15 protein-coding genes are annotated in these 16,443 nt (G+C 51.0%); 8 read left to right on the top strand and 7 right to left on the bottom strand.

Annotated elements, in window-relative coordinates; genetic code table 11:
- The first annotated feature begins 64 nt into the window (after positions 1–64).
- Positions 65–670, top strand: coding sequence for a glutathione transferase GstA (gene gstA / locus AC2FAP_RS00170; RefSeq protein WP_449541422.1), 606 nt, complete (start codon positions 65–67; stop codon positions 668–670).
- 332 nt (positions 671–1,002) lie between these two features.
- On the opposite strand, the gene AC2FAP_RS00175 is transcribed toward gstA, so the two are convergent.
- Entirely contained in the window at positions 1,003–1,782 is a 780-nt protein-coding gene (locus AC2FAP_RS00175) for an SDR family oxidoreductase (RefSeq protein ID WP_149376900.1), read from the bottom strand.
- Entirely contained in the window at positions 1,782–2,108 is a 327-nt protein-coding gene (locus tag AC2FAP_RS00180) for a nuclear transport factor 2 family protein (RefSeq protein WP_307372191.1), read from the bottom strand. The genes AC2FAP_RS00175 and AC2FAP_RS00180 overlap by 1 nt, the downstream gene beginning before the upstream one ends.
- A gap of 89 nt (positions 2,109–2,197) precedes the next feature.
- Here AC2FAP_RS00180 and AC2FAP_RS00185 point away from each other — a divergent pair, with 89 nt between their 5' ends.
- Positions 2,198–2,524: a winged helix-turn-helix transcriptional regulator gene (locus AC2FAP_RS00185; protein ID WP_014169010.1), complete on the top strand. Its 327-nt coding sequence runs from the start codon at positions 2,198–2,200 to the stop codon at positions 2,522–2,524.
- Between the two features lie 581 nt (positions 2,525–3,105).
- The gene (locus AC2FAP_RS00190; RefSeq protein ID WP_449541421.1) at positions 3,106–4,686 is read left to right on the top strand and encodes a phosphoethanolamine transferase; all 1,581 of its coding nucleotides are present in this window, start codon (positions 3,106–3,108) and stop codon (positions 4,684–4,686) included.
- A 205-nt stretch (positions 4,687–4,891) separates the two neighbouring features.
- On the opposite strand, the gene AC2FAP_RS00195 is transcribed toward AC2FAP_RS00190, so the two are convergent.
- The 4 genes from AC2FAP_RS00195 to AC2FAP_RS00210 form a co-directional block, all read right to left on the bottom strand.
- The gene (locus AC2FAP_RS00195) at positions 4,892–5,788 is read right to left on the bottom strand and encodes a PhzF family phenazine biosynthesis protein (protein ID WP_044857927.1); all 897 of its coding nucleotides are present in this window, start codon (positions 5,786–5,788) and stop codon (positions 4,892–4,894) included.
- A gap of 137 nt (positions 5,789–5,925) precedes the next feature.
- The gene (locus AC2FAP_RS00200) at positions 5,926–6,462 is read right to left on the bottom strand and encodes a GNAT family N-acetyltransferase (protein WP_079231312.1); all 537 of its coding nucleotides are present in this window, start codon (positions 6,460–6,462) and stop codon (positions 5,926–5,928) included.
- Between the two features lie 256 nt (positions 6,463–6,718).
- Positions 6,719–9,736: an autotransporter outer membrane beta-barrel domain-containing protein gene (locus tag AC2FAP_RS00205; RefSeq protein WP_449541420.1), complete on the bottom strand. Its 3,018-nt coding sequence runs from the start codon at positions 9,734–9,736 to the stop codon at positions 6,719–6,721.
- A gap of 116 nt (positions 9,737–9,852) precedes the next feature.
- A complete protein-coding gene (locus AC2FAP_RS00210) occupies positions 9,853–10,167 on the bottom strand; it encodes a lipoprotein (RefSeq protein WP_014169014.1) in 315 nt (104 codons plus the stop codon).
- A gap of 175 nt (positions 10,168–10,342) precedes the next feature.
- Between AC2FAP_RS00210 and AC2FAP_RS00215 the strand changes: the two genes are divergently transcribed.
- The 3 genes from AC2FAP_RS00215 to AC2FAP_RS00225 all read left to right on the top strand — a co-directional run bounded on the left by AC2FAP_RS00215 (position 10,343) and on the right by AC2FAP_RS00225 (position 13,153).
- Positions 10,343–10,975, top strand: coding sequence for a LuxR C-terminal-related transcriptional regulator (locus tag AC2FAP_RS00215; protein ID WP_449541419.1), 633 nt, complete (start codon positions 10,343–10,345; stop codon positions 10,973–10,975).
- Complete coding sequence (locus AC2FAP_RS00220) at positions 10,972–12,759, top strand: hybrid sensor histidine kinase/response regulator (protein ID WP_151711985.1); 1,788 nt, start codon at positions 10,972–10,974, stop codon at positions 12,757–12,759. Before AC2FAP_RS00215 ends, AC2FAP_RS00220 begins: the two co-directional genes overlap by 4 nt.
- Positions 12,760–12,835: 76 nt before the next feature.
- Positions 12,836–13,153, top strand: a complete 318-nt coding sequence (locus tag AC2FAP_RS00225; RefSeq protein ID WP_014169017.1) for a YebG family protein — start codon at positions 12,836–12,838, stop codon at positions 13,151–13,153.
- Positions 13,154–13,306: 153 nt separating this feature from the next.
- On the opposite strand, the gene AC2FAP_RS00230 is transcribed toward AC2FAP_RS00225, so the two are convergent.
- A complete protein-coding gene (locus AC2FAP_RS00230; protein WP_214580657.1) occupies positions 13,307–14,143 on the bottom strand; it encodes a MipA/OmpV family protein in 837 nt (278 codons plus the stop codon).
- Positions 14,144–14,348: 205 nt separating this feature from the next.
- Here AC2FAP_RS00230 and AC2FAP_RS00235 point away from each other — a divergent pair, with 205 nt between their 5' ends.
- Positions 14,349–15,026: a response regulator gene (locus AC2FAP_RS00235; RefSeq protein WP_047357068.1), complete on the top strand. Its 678-nt coding sequence runs from the start codon at positions 14,349–14,351 to the stop codon at positions 15,024–15,026.
- Positions 15,026–16,420: a sensor histidine kinase gene (locus AC2FAP_RS00240; RefSeq protein ID WP_445663007.1), complete on the top strand. Its 1,395-nt coding sequence runs from the start codon at positions 15,026–15,028 to the stop codon at positions 16,418–16,420. The genes AC2FAP_RS00235 and AC2FAP_RS00240 overlap by 1 nt, the downstream gene beginning before the upstream one ends.
- Positions 16,421–16,443 lie beyond the last annotated feature (23 nt).

Below are 16,443 nucleotides of genomic sequence, written 5' to 3' on the forward strand. Positions count from 1 at the left end.
AAATACAGTGAGTTCAGAATTGCTTCGAATTTCTCGATGGCTTTACACATTTAACGGAGACAACATGAAACTCTATTACGCCCCGGATACCTGTTCGTTATCACCGCACATTGTGCTGCGCGAACTGGAAATTGAATTTGAACTGGTGAAGGTTAACAACAAAAGCAAGCTCACTGCTGATGGTCGCGACTTCCGCGCCATTAACCCTAAAGGTTATGTCGCTGCACTTGAATTGGATAATGGGCAGATACTCACTGAGGGGCCAGCCATTGTGCAGTACCTCGCCGATCTTAAACCAGAATATGGCCTGGCACCGCGCGCGAACAGTTGGGATCGGGTACGTCTGCAGGAATGGCTTAACTTTATCACTAGTGAAATACACGCTGGCTCGGCACCGCTGTTCAACCCCGCACTGCCCGAGGACATCAAAGCGATTTTTCAAGATAAGCTCTTCCGACAGTTCGATTTACTCCAGGCGAGGCTCAACGAAAACACTTATCTGACTGGCTCATCCTTCAGCGTAGCGGATGCCTACCTTTTTACTGTGCTGGGTTGGTGTAAATTCTTCTCAATCCGACTGGAACGCTGGCCAGCGCTACCGGCGTACATGGAAAAAATAAATGCCCGACCTGCTGTACAGGCTGCATTACTGGCTGAAGCGTCTCAGTAGGGTAGGTAATCGCTTATTGCTGGACACAACATGTTGAGTGTCTGCAAAGAGGTCGTCTGCCCTTTGTTCTACGCGGGCCTGAAGTTGCGCGTAGCGTTCTGCTCCGTAGCATGAGCTGACGCTGAAACCCATTCCCGGCGGCATTCACTGCTGCTTTCGTTTCATTATGGACTCAACGCCACGCGACTTTTTGCCTTCATCTATGCCTCAAGTCAGACCTTGCGGCTCTTATATCAGGCCGCTTTATGCCCTAAGCGGCCGTTACGCCTGGCCACTCGTTTGTCGTGAGGAAACGTTAAGGCTCAAAATAATGCACTGTTTCAGATATAAAATTATACCGTCGGGACAGTACCGCCATCGATCACATATTCCGTACCGGTAATAGTGGCAGCACAGGATGACGCGAGGAAGACGATGAGGTTCGCCACTTCGATGGGCTTTGAGGGACGGCCCAGCGGAATTCCACCGAGTGCATTCATGATGATCTGCTTACCGCCCTCGTAGTCCGTTCCTGCCTGCTGAGCAAGTCGTTCCGCCATCGCGACCGATGCTTCGGTTTCTACCCAGCCAGGCGCCACACGCACCACCCGAATCCCCTTAGGGGACACTTCTTTCGACAGGCTTTTGCTGTACGCCGACAGTGCCGCTTTGGCCGCCGCATATCCGGTGGTCGATTCCGGTAACGGCAGTTCACGCTGAATAGAGGTGACGTGGATGATCACCCCATCCTGTTGCGCCAGCATCCCAGGCAACAACGCGCGATCTAAGCGTACCGCAGGCAACAGATTAAGATTGAGCTCCTGTTGCCATTCCTCTTCCCCAAGGGCTGCAAACCCACCGCCGGGAGCGGTAGAACCGCCTGCTACGTGGATGATGATATCGACGCCGCCCAGGTATTTCTGAACGGCGTCCACGACTAAATTACATCCCTGGATGGTGGTCAGATCCGCCGCCACGAAAGCGTCTGCGGTAGATTCTGCGGGCTCGTGACGCGCGGTGGTTAGCACCGTTGCCCCTTGCTGTTTTAAAAGGCGGACAACTGCTTTGCCGATCCCTTTGGTCCCTGCGGTAACCAGAACACGTCTGCCCTGTAAATCAAGATCCATCAGCATCAGATTATCTCCAGAGTCGCAATCTTGTCGCCAGCGAGGCCGAAAGTATGTGTAAGCATCACGGGGCTACCGGGAAAATTACCGACAACGTTCGTGGTGACTATTACCCGATCGCCTTGCGTGAGAACTTCAATGGGGTGAACGCTATAGTCGAAGGCCGCCCGCGCCGCGCGTTGCCACGCTTCGATTGCCGCGTGCCCCCGATGGGTTTTACCTTCGTCGAACACGACGGCATTGAGGGTAAAACAGCGCTTAACGCTGGCAATATCGGCACCATTGCCGATCGCAAAATAGGTTGAAATAGCTTGCGGTAGAGATAATGACATGGCCCTTACTCCCGTTATTTACAGTACGGGAATTTTTAACATAGACTGTAAAATTGACAAGTACGCACAAAAAAGTGAGCAACTGAATTATGAGTAAGTTATATAGCCCTGAAACCGCCGCAAGCGGCGTGGAACAAGTTCTGCGAATGCTGGAAGGCCGCTGGAAACTCATTATTCTGTTTCATCTTTTCGACGGAAAGGTGCAACGCTATTCTGATTTTGAAAAACTGATCCCCGAAATTTCGCAGAAGATGCTGGCACAACAGCTGCGACAGCTGGAGGCCGACGGCATTGTGTCACGTAGGGTATATCCCCAGGTTCCACCGAAAGTCGAATATCGGCTCACTGAGTGGGGGCAGGCGCTGTGTCCGGCTCTCGATGCAATGCTGAAATGGGCAGAAAAACGCGAGGTTTAGGGGCTCGGGTACATTTTTGTTTATGGTCGAAAATTGTTGATGTTCATTCCTTGCTGATAGCAGACCTTGCGGCTCTTATTTCGGTCCGCTTTGTGCCGGGAGTGGACATTATTTTTCTCGACTTATTCTAAATTCAATGCAAGGTACAATTATGAAATATATTGTCTGGTTTAAATTATGAACACAACCAAACCCATAAAGGGCAATATTGTGAAACGGAGGAATATTTGCATATGGCCTCATGGCCGCATCCCTGCTCATAGGCTGTTATGCGGACGTACAACGCATTGAGTGGAGTAGGGAGCATGATAAAGAGCGAAGTATGAAAATCGAAATCTACTAATCCTCGTAGTACCGAAGATTGCCGGCATACTATAGACTCTGGCACCCGCAGCGTTTCATATTCTAAAAGTCCTCAAGAAAGCTAAACAAGGCGTCCTGATTCTGTGAACGCTTTGAGCTTATGGAGCATATTTGCATTAATTAATCAAGCTCAGCTGATTATATAATAAACAAGAATCACACTATTTTCTATATTTAAATGAAACGGATAAAAACCGAGCCGGTTTAGGTGCTATGAAATGTTATTAACTCTTAAAAAAACTTGTTATGATAATTTTAGATTTGTTTTAAGTGTGGCGTTTTTTATAATTTCAGTATCCATTGTTGTTATTGTTAATTTTATTGGTGCGCGTTATAATTTGGTCATTAATCGCACCTTAGTTTTTGCCTTTCTGTTATTAACACTTCTTTGCATTAATGGCAAAATATTAAAAAACCTTATTGGCTTTATAGCCTTAACATTAATCGCTGCTGATTTATCTCTTCAAATGTATGCCTGGAGTCACTTCAATGCTAAATTTGACTATGGTTTTGCATTAAGTGTAATAAATACTACAGGTAGCGAAGCATTTTCAATGTTAGGCGTTTATTGGAGAAGTTGTGCAATTTTTATGGGATTGCTGTGTTTATTTATTTTAACTATTAACTGTAGCACAAGTACCCTGCCGTTAAAGTATAGGCGATACCCTGCAATATTATTCGTGCTTTTGCTGACTGGCTATACTGTACAGGGTATACTGCATCAATTACGAAAAAGCAATGTTGATAGCCTTGCTCAACGTGTTGTCAATTCAACTCCGCTGAGCACGGCTACAGTCTTTATGCAAGCCATCTCTGATATGAGTATTGCCTCCAGTATTAATAATAATACACCTGACTATTCAGTATCACTATCAGATACCGGAATTGATAATTATGTAATTATTATTGGGGAGTCTGAGCGCAGTGCAAATATGAGCATATATGGATATGAGCGAAGCACGACTCCTGAACTGGAAGCAGAAAGGAAAAATCTTCTGTTGTTCCAGCATGCCATTAGCCCAGCGCCAGTGACCATTATGGCTGTGCCACTTGCGCTCACTGCTGATTCAGTACAGGAAGCAGATCCCGCTAAGTACAGTGACAATATTATTAGTATAGCGAACAAAGCCGGGTACGATACGTACTGGTATAGCCACCAGGGAAAAGGGGGCGCATATAATAATGTGATTACAGGTATCGCTATGAAAACCAAACACCATCAGTGGATTGAGCAGGGGTTCGATGACTCTTTGCTCCCAGAACTTGAATCAACGCTGAAAACATCTGGTAAGAAATTAATTGTGCTACATCTATATGGTAGCCACGAACCAGCCTGCGCGCGCTTCCCAAAAGATGCTTCCGTCTTTAAAGATGGAAATAAAGATGATGATTGCTATGATAACTCTGTGCGCTTCACGGATTATGTTATGGGGAAAGTTTTTAGCCAACTTTCAAATACACGCTCTTCTGTATTTTACTTTTCTGACCATGCCTTAATACGCGATCCTTCACGTTCAGTGGTATATTACCATGCGGGGGCTAATCCACCCCGGGAAGCGTTATCTGTCCCAACTTTCATTTGGTATAGCCCTAAAGTTGAAAGAAAGAATAAGTTGATCGGAAACTACGATACGCCATGGTCTACCGATGATGCGAATACCCTTTCCGAATTATGGCTCGGAATACATCGGGTTGAAAATGATATCGTTAGCTTGCAAAAGTGGCTACAGGACTATCAAAAACCGATTGTAATTAAGGATACAACGGGTAAGAAATTTAATTGGACGGATATAAAGTAGTTGAAGCTATGATTTTTAGTTAAAAATTATTCTGCCGATTGACTGAAAATACATGACTATGGGAGCCAGGCCTGAAGAGGTACTGGCTCGTACTCTCAATATTCATGACCAGCTCTCCATTGATTGATTTATACACTATGCTCTGAGTCAATCTTCACCGGGTGTGATAAAAATTGCGACGTCCGCACCTCATTCCCCGCGGCTGTCAGGGCAATGTAAATGAGCCTTCCATGACAATAACGCTTTTTCCTCCTACCCGAACTGACGGGCTTTCTGCAGTGCCGTCATAGCCTGAAAATAATATGCTGGCGCGCCCCATATCAACGCCCTGGCTTACGCGAAGAGAGAGCTCTTTTTTATTGCGAAGCTGGGCCAGCAGGGCTGTTACTGCGCCAGTCGCGCTGCCTGTTGCCGGATCTTCGGTCATGCGTGGCGTAAACATCCGGGCCTGCAAATCACACGGGTCTTCAGGATCCGTTTCCAGCGTATAGGCGTAAATGGACACCGCACCGTCGAGGGGCAAAATAGCCCGGAAACCCTGCAAATTGGGTACGCAACAGCGAAGCGCATTTCGGGTCGCGAGTTCGGCAATCAAAAAAGGCAGGCCAACAGAGGCGACGACAGGCATATGCATTTCAGTGCGTATATCACTGGCTTCAAGAGAGAGGCAGGCCGCCACGTTTTCCGGACTGACTTCTGAATGGCAGGATAAAGCTTGCGGAACAAGAAGCTCTGCACCCGTGACCTTTGCATTTTCTCTGATAATCCTGACAGGTACCCGCCCGGCGGCTTCTTCGAATATCAGCGTTTCAGGTAGCGATTCGCCATTCAGTTCAGCCTGATACGCCAGGACAAAAGCAGTCCCAATATTGGGATGACCAGCGAAAGGTATTTCACGCGTCGGGGTAAAAATCCGTACCCAAGCCGTATGTGATGGTTCTTCAGGAGGTAAAACAAACGTCGTTTCACTGTAGCCAAATTCTAACGCGAGCAGCTGCATTTGCTCAGTGGTCAATCCCTCGGCATCCAGAACGACAGCTACCGGATTACCGCAAAACGGTTTATCAGTAAACACATCTGCAATCACATAACGTCTTCTCACCAGGACCTCAACTTCCATGCCTTAAAATGAATTTATACTCAACGAGTTTGTCGTTTTAATATACGCTCACGTGAAAACATAACCCACTGGCATTTGCCTGTATGCGTATTTTTCACCTTAACGACAGAAGGTGATGTTTACCTGGTTTTGTTCATCCACTCCGTTAAGGTGAGTGAATACAAAAGGCTCGGCGGTGCGTCTTTAATATCATGTATATCTCTGACATATCTCAGTCCCGTTTTCTCAAGAACGTTCTGTGACGCCAGATGGTTAGCTCTGACAACGGCTGAGATCTCGGTGAGTTTCCTATCATCAAAACCATACCTTACCGCGCGTGTAGCAAATTCTGTCGCCAGGCCTTTTCCCCAGGCATCTGTCGATAACCGATATCCAAGATTGTTAATCACACTATCGCCATAGCTACGGATGCTCAGACCACCAAATCCGATAATTTTTTCAGGGGATTCGAGAAGCGATATGGCGAAGCTACCAAAGCTGTGAGTTTGCCAGTGGGCGAGCCAGCGATTGAGAACCGTTTTTGCATGATCAATATCCGGGTAGGGGCCTGCGGGGTTAAACGTGTTCGTCGCCGGATCACCATAAATTCTGAAAAGATCGGCTACGTCTGATGCCATTACCGGGCGAAGGCACAATCGAGTTGTTTCAATTCGCAAACAGACCTCCTGATATGTGTTGACGGGAAATATGTCTTTCATTAATTGATGTTCTCTGATTTAAGCATATATGTGTTTTGACGTAATTCGACAGATCCGATTGTGTGCTGTCGTGGCGAAACGCACACGACGAATACCCTGGTGTGTTAACCAATGGGCACAGGTCAGCCTCACCAGATATCAGTTTGCGATGGACAGAATACGGACAAAAAAAGACCCGCAGTACGCGGGTCTGTATAAATGCTGAAAAGGGTAATCAGAACGACCAGCGCAGGTTAGCGTTGACCGAATTGATGCGGGTGTCTTGACCGAGTTGCCCCTGATAACCGACATCCAGCGTCGCAGCGCGCGACAGCTGTACGCTGACGCCGATATCGCCCACCATCACGTCCTCATCAACGGCCTGGCCCTGGGTGATGAACGCGTCACTGCCGGCAAATGCCATCCGCGATGAGGTGTTTTTATCCCCGTAGGCGTGCTGCCAGCCCAACGAACCATACAGGTTAACGTTTTTCGGCAGCTCGGTGACACCGCGCATCCCGAGCGTGGAGTAGAAGGTGTTCATCGTTTCATTACGCACGCTCAGCGCGGCGGCACCGCCATCTTCCCTGAAACTGTCGGTATGCAGTCGAATCCAGGACAGGTTGATAAACGGTTCAACATTCATCGCCGGCTGGCCAAAACGGTAGCCCGCCTCGGTAAACGCCAGCAGCGAGTTGGCGTCGTAATCTGACTTCAGGCGGTCCGAGAAACCACTGAAATCAACGTTGCGCTCGCCTTCAATCTTGTGCCAGGTGTAACCCAGCGCGCCGCGCAGTGAGAACGCATTCTGTTGCCCTGCGGCATACAGGCCAAGGTGATAGTTATCGGTATCCGTGGATGAATGGCGGCTATCAACGTCGTAATCACCACGGCTATAACCAAAGTACCCCCCGACACGTACGTTATGGTCAGCCAACTTGCGATCCGCGCCCAGCAGGAAGCCGGTGGTGTTGCCGTCCAGCTTGCCTGCGTTACCGTTGTCGCGCGTTCTGCTCCAGGAACTGAAGGTCTGGCCCCATACGCCGTTATTTTGTTGCTCCGGCTGTTGTACCAGCGACATCGCTAACGGCGGTATCGGCAGACTGTCATTATCGAACGCGCGCTGCATGCGCTGGTTCAGTACGTTGAACAGCTGAGTGCTGCCGGCGATCAGGTTAGACTGTACCGACGGGTAAACTTCACCTGACAGCTGGTTGAACGCCTCGCGCGCTTGCGGTGCGCTGAGTACCAGCAGAGAGTTATAGAGCGCCAGGGAAGGGCCGTTTTGTGTCAGCGTGGAAAGCGCGCCGGCGGTATTCCACTGGTTGCTGGTGTTGGCTACCGTCTGGAAAATACCCGGTTTACCGCTTCCTGGATTCTCGCCGCCTGGATTCTCACCGCCAGGGTTTTCACCACCCGGATTTTCACCCCCAGGGTTCTCACCGCCCGGATTCTCACCACCCGGGTTTTCACCCCCAGGATTCTCTCCGCCGGTCTCTTTCTGCGCGATGGTGAGATCGACAGCGTCGGTGCTCTGTTTCAGTGCCACGTCCAGGAAGGCGGATTGGGAGATGGCCCCGGCGAACTGGCCGTCAATTCCCCCCTCGGAGGTTAGAATGCGATAGCTTTGGCCCGTTTTGTAGCTGGTCTGCGGATCCAGCGCGGTAACCTGTACTTTAGCCTGATCGCTGATGGTCGTTTTGCCAGACACCAGTAACTGATCGCTGCGGCCGTCACCGGCGATATCAACGTCATAGAACGATTCACCCACAAAGTTCAGGTAGCGTTTCAGCGTCAGCGTGCCGATAGTACCATCACCGGGCGAGATATGGCCGCCGGAGAGGATCTCTGTCTGGCCCAGCGTGCCGTCACCGCCCAGCGTGCCGCCGGCTTTGATCGACGCGGCGCTGCTGTAACCTTGTCCGTTACTGACCTCCGATCCCGCCGTCGCGTTGAGGATCAGCGTGCCGCCGTTCTCGGCGCTAAGCGTCTGCACATCAAAAATATCGTCTTCGGGTTGGGTGTTGATATTGCTGGCAATAATGACTTTTCCACCGCGCGCGGTCACGTTCGCCTTGAGTCCTGAAAGATCGCCGTTCAGCGTGGTCTGGCCGGAGGTATTGATCACTTCACCTTCGCCGCTCATCTTGTTGCTGAAAACGTAATTTCCGTCGGTATGGTTGAAGTAGACATAGCTGCCGAATAACCCACCCCGAAGGCTGATTGCCGTCTTCGCATCAAGAGTGCCCGCGCCGCCCGCCGCGCCGAGCGTCGGCTCCGTTAAACCGGTGCCGGAGTCCATATTGCCGCGGCTGCCGATTATCAGCGCGCCCCGGTTCGAGCCAGAACCCGTCATCCCCACTACCAGCTCGTTACTGCCTGCGGAAAATGCACCGCCGTCCATGACCGACAGTACGCCATTGCCGTAATCGCCAACGCTAACGCTGCTGGCACTGGTAAAACGCGAGCCCTCGCCCGCGATAACCAGCTCGGCGGTTTTACGTGCGCCTGAGACGCCCGCCACCTGAATGTTGCCCACGTTAACCGCTCCGCCGTTGAGCACGTCCAGATCGCCATAAAGCGTGAGCGTACGGCCAACATTCCATTGCGAACCGGATCCCGTGACGGTGGCTTTCGGGCTCAGCTTGTCGGTTTCATCTGGGCCGGAACCATTGCCGATACGGGCATCGTAGGTGGTGTTGAGCGTCGCACCGTTTTCAATCGCCAGCGTGGAGCGGGCACCCAGGTCAGTGCCAACGCTGAGAAAATTACTGACGACGCGTGAACCGGCGCCCGTAGCGATAAGGTGGCTGTCGTAGCCACGGGTGGTACCGACCACGATCTCCTTCGCGCTGGCCAGCGCACCGTCTTCGACTCGCAGGGTGCCCAGGCCAAGATTCAGGCCACCACGCAGAATGTACTGATCGTTAACCGCGTTCAGCTCAGCGTTTGGTCCGCGGACCGTGACCACGCTTTCATAAATTTGGCCGTTGAACAGTCGACCGATATTGATGTTATAGGCAGTGATTTTGCCATTATCGATCAGCAGGTTCCCGCGTTGGTTACGGCCGACGTAAACATCGCCGGTGTAACCTAAAGATTCGGTAACACGCGCATCGCCGTCAAAAATGGCATCCGCTGCGCGAGCGAAATCGGCAGGGGAGAGCATCAACAGCGGTGCGGAAAATAGAGCGAGGTAAAGTCTGGAAAGCGGTGTCTTAACCGCTAAAAAATGCGATGTAGAGTTATTCACGGGCTATCTCCGTACTCATTAGCATGATGTCTGGAAAATCGTTTTTATATGAAACTCAAATGTGTCGGGAAATTTAAAAGGCGTTATTATTTGTACGCCTTTTGGTATTGAGGAAATTATTTATGCGTGACAACCGGCGTACAGGTCGGCGCGCTTAGCGTCGGCGCAGATCCTAAAATTCCAGGCATCATCATTGATGAGCAATCGAAAATTCGCCCTTTTTCTGTCGTGGCGCGATAAGAAAGTTTTTGGCCGCCCAACGCATCCGGCTGGGCACCATTCACGTTGGTCACCGTTATTTCGTCCGACGAGCCCAGCCCCAGCATTTTAGCGGTTTCCGCCTGCAGCAGTGGAATAGCCTGATCGGTTTTCAGGGTGGAACAACCGGCTAGCATCAACGTAACGGTTAAAGCGATTAGTGGTCTTTTCATAAATTATCCTTTATATCCAACCAGTTAAAATCACTGATTGTATTTATGTTTTCTATTACCCAAATCAGCGGGTAATATATTTCTCTTTCCTAATTGAAAAAACCCTCCTAAAGTAGGGTGGGTCGATAATAATTCATCTGTACTCTCAGATACGCGAAGGTGAAAGGAGATTCCTTTGGGGCAGAATTATGCGTTGGTTGTTGATGACCATCCATTGGTAGCAAGCGGCATCGCCAATTTTCTGATTACACATTGCCGGTTCAAACAGGCGTATGTCGTGACGAATGAAGAAGATTGCTACCGTCATATTAGGGAAAATGGCCCGCCACGTTTACTGGTAATCGATTTTTGGCTATCTTCCGGTACGGCGTTGAAATTACTCAAAGAAGTGAAACAGCTTTACCCTCAGGTGCGCCTCCTGGTCGTCAGTGGGGATGAAAATAACGATATCTGGCAGAAAGTGCATACGGCCGGAGGACACGGTTTCGTATTGAAAAGCGAACCTCCTGAATTATTCTCACGGGCCGTTTTTGCCCTGGCGGATAATCTGACATGGTTTCCTTGTGCAAACGAATGTGCCGTTAAGACGAATAATGAGCAGTTAAGTAAATTTAACTTAACGCCGCGGCAAATTGATGTTGTGAATATGATTATGCGCGGCCTGCCAAATAAAAGAATTGCCGCCCAGCTTTCTATTTCTGAGCCCACGGTAAAAGAACACATCAGCAATATTCTGAAAAAGATAGGCGTTAACAGTCGGGTGGAAGCCATCACGCTACTGCATGGCAAACGGGAGCCGTCGGAATGAGGTTTTTCCAGGGTTCACAGAACGATGGCATCTCTCCCCCCGCGCAAATTCGCCTGCTGAATAATACATTTCTGCGGCTGGTATTCAGCTTTAGCGCTGTGCCTTTTGTCGGCATTCCTTTCGCTATCTGGATCCATTTGCTGGGGGACGATCTGGGTCCAACCATCACCTGGATAATAATTTACTTGCTCTGTGCTGTGGCGATCCGAATAGTGCATCGGCGCTATCAGCAAGAGGTTAAAGAAAATGATGATGAGGCCGTCCTGCGCCGCTGGCTTCCGCGCATTAATAAGGTGGCCTTTTTTCACGGGCTGGGGATTTCATCACTCTATTTAATTACCCCGCAGACGCAGAATTTTGACTTTTTCCTGCTCCTTAATATCAGCATTGCCGCTATTGTCGCTGCCAATGCGACGCATCTGACGCCGGTCATCAGCACCTTCACACGGTTTTTCTTTGCCTCCTGGGGGGTTCTGACTCTCGGTATCATCCTGCGACTGGATGACCTGATGTTCATCGTGCTGATGCTGAATCTGCTGTACGGCTTCGCAATCTACCGCCATGCGTTAACGTCCCACGCGTTCTTTATCCAGCAAGCACTGCTGGAAGAGCAAAGCTCACGCCTGGCGGAGCAGTTCCGGCAGGCCAAAGAAGAAGCGGAACAGGCGTTGCTCGATAAAAATCAGTTCCTGACGACCGCCAGCCACGATCTGCGCCAGCCAGTGCATGCCATGGGCTTTTTGATCGAAGCCATTATCCACAGAAACCAGGACGACAGCCTGACGCCACAGCTGCTTGACCTGCAACAGAGCGTTCGTTCGGTGCACCTGATGTTCAATTCCCTGCTCGATCTCAGCAAAATTGAATCTGGCAATGTAATGACCGCCCCTACACGCGTGGACATCGGCACGCTTCTCGACTCGGTGATCACCCTGTTTCGCGAAGAGGCCAACAGTCGCGCACTGCGGCTGCGAACCTGGCGGCCCAAACGTCGCCTCTTCGTGATGGGGGACCCGCTGCTGGTGCGTCAGTCCTTGATTAACCTGATACAAAATGCCCTTCGCTACACGCAGCAGGGCGGTGTGCTGGTTGCGATCCGTCCGCGCGGTGCCGAGTGTCTGGTGGAAGTATGGGACACTGGGGTCGGGATCGCCGACGACGAAAAAAGCAAAATCTTCTCGCCTTACTACCGCCCCGAGCTGGCATGGAAGATCGACAGCGCAGGGCACGGGCTGGGCCTGGCGGTGGTTGCCCGCTGTGCCAAGCTGATGAACGTGAAGTATGGAATGCACTCCATTGAAGGCAAAGGTTCACGCTTCTGGATGCGCTTTACGCAATACACGGGTGACGTGAAAGCGGTGGATCCACTGCCCGCCGGTGACAACATCGCTTCCCCAGTACGCTATGCGCCACTGCATGGCTCCTGCCTGGTCGTTGACGACGATCCGCTGGTGACGTCCGCCTGGGAGAGCCTGATGAGCCTCTGGGGGATTAACGTGCGCTGCGCGGCCTCGGCCGAAGACGCTTTTGCCATCATTGACGACGGTTTCACGCCATTTGCTGTACTGTGCGACCAGCGCCTGCGATCCGGCGAAAGCGGGTTCGACATCCTGAAAGCACTTTTCGAACGTCTGCCCGACATGAGCGGCGCGATGGTCAGCGGGGAGTTTAACTCGCCGGTTCTGCTGGAAGCGGAGCAGGAAGGCTACCTGGTGTTGCGTAAGCCGCTGGAGCCAGCCAAACTGCATGCGCTACTGACACAGTGGTCTGCAGGCTCGGGCTAAAACGAAAGTGCAATTTGACTGCAACACAATTCTGGACATGCTATACTGTATATAAATACAGTATGAGAGGTGCATAATGGCTGTTGAAACAAAATATGTTGTCGTACGAAAAGGTGAAGAGAAAATGACATTTGCCAGTAAAAAAGAGGCTGACGCTCACGACAAACTGCTCGACATGGCAGAAGCGTTCACCGACTGGCTGTTGCAAAGCGGCATGCAGATGGATGAAACGCAGGCTGAAAATCTTGGGCTGTATCTCGCCGAGCAGAAAGAGGCCGTGCAGCATATTCTGCGTACCAGCAAGCTTCCCGATCTCAATGCCGCCACTGCCACAGATAACCCCGAGCCAGATGCGGCTGGCAGTAAAAAAATCAGAGCCGTTAAAGCTGCCTGATCGCCAGAGTGCATCATCGATTCTGATGCCCCGAGTCAGGGGGGCATCAGGGCGTGTTGAGTGCCGCCCCGTTATCTGACAGGGGCGGGACGAATACATATTTATAGAGAGTTCAGCGCGAGAAGTCGTCGGGAAGCACTCATCCCATCACGATCAGAAGCTGTACGTCACTTTCAAACTTCCCGTGGGCGACGTTTTTCGTTGAACAATGGGGCTATTGCCTGCATCTCCCGTCAACTGCGTAACACCTGTTGCGACAGCTACGCTCCAGTCCGGGGTGAGCTTGTGGGTCCAGTCCACATTCAGCGAATAAGCATAAATACCGGATCCAGCATCATGTCGGGAAAACCCCGATGCTGCTGACTGTGCGGCATTCACCCCGTAGTAAGTCTGCATGTATTTGCTGGATCCCCAACTGGTGGTCAGGGCCAGTGTCAGCGAATTTTTCGGTGATGTATAAAGCGGGCTGATAATACCGAAGTGCAGGGCCTCACCGTTGTTTCTTTCAGAAACCGGCACTTCAGCCTGCAATTGCACACTCAGCCAGTCGGTCACCTTATACCCCAGTCCGGGCACAATGATGGCCGATCCTTTGACGTCACCCATACCCCGCAAGTCGTCACTGCCGGAGCTTATTGAATCGCTGCTCACGTCACGATCCTTGCGACCAGCGCGATAGCTCAGCGCAGCGTTGTACTCCAGCTTACCGACACTGTTACCGTAACCGATACCCCGCGTGGTGCTGATAAAGACGCCATTTGCCATGGAGTAATCAAGCACTAATGCTGTAGTGGCGCGGCTTTTATCCGAACCAGAATAGCGTGGCGCAATATCCACACCTCCCCCCAGGGTCAACACGTTACCCTGGTTCTGTTCTGCCGCCAGTGTCGGGGTGGTCAGAAACGCCAGAACGACTCCCGGCACTATTTTTTTCAGGCTTCGAGGCAGGAGCAAAGGAGGAAACTGATGACGCAGTGCGATGTTTCTCATTAAAGAAGTCCTTGTGGATTCAAATGATGACGATACAAGCGGTTATTCACGCCAGTTTTCTCAGTTTGAATACGCACCCTAAGGTTCTTATGAGCCGAAAATGAAGAAACGCTGAAGCAAGTACCGCTGCAGTAAACCTGATAGATTTATCGAAACCGTTTTTTTCTTAAGACGTTCTTCATTCACTGTTGATACCGTTACCAATGTGAAAATTCTACTAATCGAAGACGACCTGGATCTGGGCAATGGCGTGCGGATCGCCCTTGCAGATCAAGGATTTGATGTCATATGGGTTCGCCGCAAAGAGGATGCGCTGCATCAGCTTGATGCCTGCGTGCCAGAACTGATATTGCTCGACCTGGGACTGCCCGATGGCGATGGCATGGGCCTGATGACAAGCTTGCGGCAACAGTTCAAAGGGATCCCTGTCATCATCCTGACAGCGCGAGGCACGCTACAGGATCGCCTGTGCGGGCTGGATGCCGGTGCAGACGATTACCTTGTTAAACCTTTTATTCTCGCCGAGTTGTTGGCCAGGGTAAGAGCGCTTGCGCGCCGCAGTTACGGTTTTCAGAATGAGGCAATAGAAATCAGAGGGTTATCTCTGCATGTGCCAACGCGTCGCGTGACGGTGAGTGCCCGTCACGTGGAGTTGACGGCCAGTGAATACGCGCTGCTTGAAACGTTAATGTTGCGCGCTGACCGCGTGCTTACACGACGATTTCTGGAAGAAAGAATCTTCGGCACCAAAGAAAATCTGAGTAATGCTCTCGACGTGCATATGGGGAATTTACGTCGAAAAATCGGGGACGGTTATGTGCGAACGGTGAGAGGGGTAGGGTATGTCATTGATACTGTCCCGATCTACAAAGGCGGTGATTGATGCGAAATATCTGGCGCACCCTGAGACTCCCCACGCTCGTACGGCGAATCATCATCGCCCAGATGCTGCTGCTGACCTTGCTGTGGTGTCTTTTTTTGACTTTTGTTTTGTGGGAGGACTTGCGTAGCCCCCCGATATTAACGGGCAGTAAGACCTACGAAACCCTTTTTACGCTGGTGGACAGTATGGACGATCGCCCCCAGGAACGCACCGATGTGCTGAACACGTTCAGTAAGGCGTTGCGGGAGGGATATGGCGGAGGTGAAGATCCTGAACTGTCAATCAGCCTCATTATTCGCAAACATAACGAGATAATTTATTCATCTGATGGCGCACCAACAGGGGTCGTAAACACCCAACTGGGGGAATTACAGCGCATTGAGAGTGAGGGGCGCACCTGGACCAGCCGTACGCTAAAATCCGGGAACTCCGATGTGGAGGTGACACTTGTGACGCCTGCCGGAGGCTGGAACTTCTTTATCTACCTGAACTCGCGTGGCTATTACATATTGCCGCTACTGGTATGCATTCCTTTTCTTTTATTTCCCGCGTGGCTGTCAATTCGTATTGCAATGCGACCCTGGAGCAAGGTCGTAAATGAAATATCCTTGCGAACGCCAGACGATCTCTCTCCATTAAAAGCCATGCCAAAACACAGGGAGCTTCGTCAAATGGTGGACGCGATAAACGTATTTCTTGCCAGGGTGCGCGAAAGCGCGGAAAGGGAACGGATTTTCATTGCTGATGCCGCTCACGAGTTGCGTACTCCTCTGGCTGCAATGCGAATCAACGTGGAGGCGCTGCAGTCGTATGTAAGCAATGAAACTCAACAGGAATTACTGGCGGGGATTGTTCGCAGCAATAGCCGGGCTGCCCGACTCGTCAATCAATTGTTGCTGATGATGCACAGTGAAGCTCGTATTGATGCCGTTATGCAGCCAGTGCCGCTGACGACGCTCATTCAGGAGCGAATGGCTGCACTGGAACCGCTGGCTACGGAGCGCAGGATAGAGCTTGAATTCGTCTCTGATGATGAAGTCTGGATCACAGGCATCAGGGAGCGCCTGATGTCGCTGATTGACAATTTGATTGAGAACGCAGTCAAGTACAGCCCTGAGGGCGGACGGGTTGAAGTAGAGATACGATCGCGGGATAAAGCCACGCAGCTTCGTGTCTCAGATGCCGGGCCCGGTATTCGGCCTGAATTGAGGGAGCGTGTGTTCGACCGATTTTTTCGCGACCCCAACCAGATGCAAAGCGGGAGTGGACTGGGGCTAGCAATCGTCAACGCGATTGCACAGCAACACAACAGCAGCGTAGGCCTGTGTACGTCTGCAGAAGGCGGGCTGCTGGTCACTGTCGATTTCCCAACTCCGATAGCCGAAAATGCGTAGCAGAGGCCAGAAGCAAACATCTA

Source organism: Enterobacter cloacae complex sp. 394I7, assembly GCF_057320345.1.